The 2,647-nt window shown below is 68.6% G+C and carries 2 protein-coding genes; one reads left to right on the forward strand and one right to left on the reverse strand.

Annotated features, from left to right (window positions below):
• Window positions 1–2,005 (forward strand): META domain-containing protein (locus ACE3UY_RS17495; RefSeq protein ID WP_374688773.1); only part of this gene is annotated, 2,005 nt, incomplete at its 5' end.
• An 89-nt stretch (window positions 2,006–2,094) separates the two neighbouring features.
• On the opposite strand, the gene ACE3UY_RS17500 is transcribed toward ACE3UY_RS17495, so the two are convergent.
• The coding region (locus tag ACE3UY_RS17500; protein WP_374688774.1) for a sensor histidine kinase at window positions 2,095–2,647 on the reverse strand (553 nt) is incomplete at its 5' end.

The following is a 2,647-nucleotide window of genomic DNA, read 5'->3' on the forward strand; positions in this document are numbered from 1 at the left end:
CGACCTGCTGTTCAACGAGGATGGCACGTTCTTCGTCGGCCTCGACTGCAACCGCGGCGGCGGCAGCTACGCCACCGACGGGGCCGGCGGCCTCACCATGGAACTGGGCATGACCAGCCTCGCTCTCTGTCCGGAGGATTCACTCGAAGCGACGATGACCGAGATGTTCGCCGCGGCGACCGCGTACCGCTTGGAAGAGGACGGCCAGGTGTTGGCGATTGTCTGGGCCGACGAGTCGGTGGACTGGTTCCGCCTGGCCGGGGCCGAGGCCCCGACGGCCGACGCCGACCTGATCGACCGCGTCTGGCAGTGGACGGGGCGCGAGCCGGCCGATGGCGAGGCGATTAGCGTGCCCGACCCCGAAGCGTATACGCTGACCTTCAACGCCGATGGCACGTTCTTCGTCCGGCTGGACTGCAACAACGGCTTCGGCAGCTATACCTCGGCCGAGTCGGGCGCTATCGCCCTGGAACTCGGCGGGACGACGCTGGCCCTGTGCCCGGAGGCGTCGCTGGCGGCGGACATGCAGGGCATGTTCGGCCCGGCCCTCACCTACGCTTTCGAGGATGACGGCCAGACGCTGGTCTTCACCGGGGAAGACGGCACGGTAGACACCTTCCAGCTGGCCGGCGAAGAGACGCCGTCGCTGGCCGGCGCGCAGTGGCAGTGGTTGGGCACGACGACGCCCGAGGAGCCGGTCATCGTGGCCGACGCCAGCCGCTACCTGATCACCTTTAACGAGGACGGCACGGCCAGCATCACCGCCGACTGCAACCAGGTGACAGCCGAGTTCACGGCCGAGGATGGCGCCCTCAACATCACCCCCGGCGCGACGACGACGGCCGCCTGCCCGGAGGACTCGCAGGGCGAACTATTCGTCCAGCAACTGAGCAACGCCGCCCTCTACTTCTTCCAGGATGGCGACCTGTACATTGACCTGACCGCCGACGCCGGCACGATGCGCCTGAGCGAACTGCCGGTGGTGGACTTGCCTGCGCCCGAGACGGGCGAGCCGACCGGCGTAGTCAACGCCCCGGCGGGCATCCACCTGCGCGCCGGCCCCGGCACGAATTTCATGAGCCTGGGGATTGCGCCTGAGGGAGACAGCGGCACGCTGATCGGCGTCAGCGTGGATGGGCAGTGGTACGTCGTGGACGCGCCGAGCTTCCCCGGCGGCCGGGTGTGGGTGTCGGCGGCCTTCGTGGACGCCACCAACGCCGACGACCTGCCGGTCATCCCCACGCCGCGGCTGGCGGCGGCGGTGGTCGGCCCCACCTGGCTGTGGGCGAGCACGACGACCGGCGAGGGGACGACGAACGTGGCCGACCCCACGCGGTATGCGATCACCTTCGCTGAGGACGGCACGGCCGTCATCCGCGCCGACTGCAACACTGTTCTGGCCACCTACACCGTGGACGGCCAGGGCATCACCATCACTCCCGGGCCGAGCACCCTGATGGCTTGCCCGGAGGATTCGCAGGCCGACGCCTTCGTCCAGCAACTGGGCAGCGCGGCGATCTACTTCTTCCAGGGGAATGAGTTGTTCCTGGACCTGCCCGCTGGCAACACGATGCGCTTTGTGACCAGCGTCGCCACGGCCCCCAACCCGCCTATTACCGCCGGCGTGTCGGGCGTAAACTTGCGGGTCAACTCGTTCGGGCCGGCCGGGGCGGAGCAGAATATCATCCCTTATACCTGGCTCACCGTCACGTTCGATGGGCCGACCGGCGTAGTCAGCGGCGTCGCCGGCTGCAACAACTACACCGGCTCCTTCATCGCCGAGGGCAGCGCCTTCAGCATCAGCCCGTTGGCGACCACAATGATGCTCTGCGAAGATCCGCCGGGGATTATGGAGCAGGAAGCCGCTTTTCTGGCCGCTCTGCAGGGCGCAACCGGTTATCGCTGGACGCAGGAGCATGTCAACGGGACGCTCGTCACCACGGGCCAACTGTTCTACACCCTGCCCGATGGGACGAGCGGGGTCATCAACCTCGCCCACCCGTAAGAGGGAATAGCTCACGCCAAGACGCAAAGAACGCCAAGCTCAGAAATCTCTGGGCTTGGCGTTCTTTGCGTCTTGGCGTGAGATTCTTCTTATGTTGGTAGATAGACGGTAAAGGTCGCGCCCTCGCCAGGGGCGCTGTTCACGTCGATGTCCCCCCCGTGGGCGCGGACGAGCTGGCGGGCGATGGCGAGGCCGAGGCCGCTGCCCGCGCTGCCCGCGCCGTCGCGCACGCGCGTCCGCGAGCGGTCGCCGCGCCAGAAACGGTCGAAGACGTGGGGCAGGTCGGCCGGATCGATGCCCGCGCCGGTGTCGGCCACGGCCAGTTCCACACCCCCGTTGGCCGCCTGGGCCGACAGCGTGACGCGGCCGCCGGCCGGCGTGTGGCGCAGGGCGTTGCCGATCAGGTTGGTGAGCACCTGGTCGAGCCGGTCGGCGTCCACCGTCAGCGTCAGGTCATCGCCGCCCGGCGCGATCTTCAGCGTCACGCCCGCCTCGGCCGCCGCGGGCATGAAGCGCGTGGCCGCGTCTTCCAGCAGGTCGTGGGCCAGGACGGCCTGCGGGTGGAGCGGCAGTTGCCCCGCCTCGGCCAGCGACAGCGTTTGCAGATCGTTGACCAGCCGGCCCAGCAGCCGCGTCTCGTCC

The sequence above is a fragment of the Promineifilum sp. (SeqCode) genome (assembly GCF_041918635.1).
GTDB lineage: Bacteria > Chloroflexota > Anaerolineae > Promineifilales > Promineifilaceae > Promineifilum.